Genomic DNA, 441 nt, shown 5'->3' with positions numbered 1-441 from the left:
ACGGCACAGGTCGAGCTTGTGCCCGGCCAGAGCGACGACGTGGAACGGGTCCATCACCGTGACCGCGTCGGGCAGCGCCTCGACCGCGGCGTTCTTGTAGCCCCCGAAGCCGTCCATGGCCACGATCTGAACCTGGTCGCGGAAGGCCTGGGAGCGAGCGCCGAGCCAGCTCTTCATGGCGGCCGCGGAGCGCCCGGGCACCATGTCCAGCAGCCGAGCAGGCCCCTGGCCTGCGACGACAGCGGTCAGGTCGGTGATGACGGTGACGAACCCGTCGGCTTCGGCGGTGCGGACGTGGGCCCACTTGTGCTCGTCGACCCCGATGACCTCGACCCCTTCGAGCCGGGCCGGCCCGGCGGAGAGCAGCAGCTCACTGGTGGCGGCGACGGCGATGTCGTTGACGGTGTCCCACGAGCGGCCGAGCTCGCGGGCGACCGCGGC

At 71.9% G+C, this 441-nt stretch carries 1 protein-coding gene; it reads right to left on the bottom strand.

The window, feature by feature from the left end:
* The coding region (locus QSK03_RS32965) for a transposase (RefSeq protein ID WP_285660065.1) at positions 1-441 on the bottom strand (441 nt) is incomplete at both ends.

This window comes from Actinomycetospora sp. NBRC 106375, from assembly GCF_030269665.1.
GTDB lineage: Bacteria > Actinomycetota > Actinomycetes > Mycobacteriales > Pseudonocardiaceae > Actinomycetospora.
This window is presented reverse-complemented; position numbering and strand designations above follow the sequence as displayed.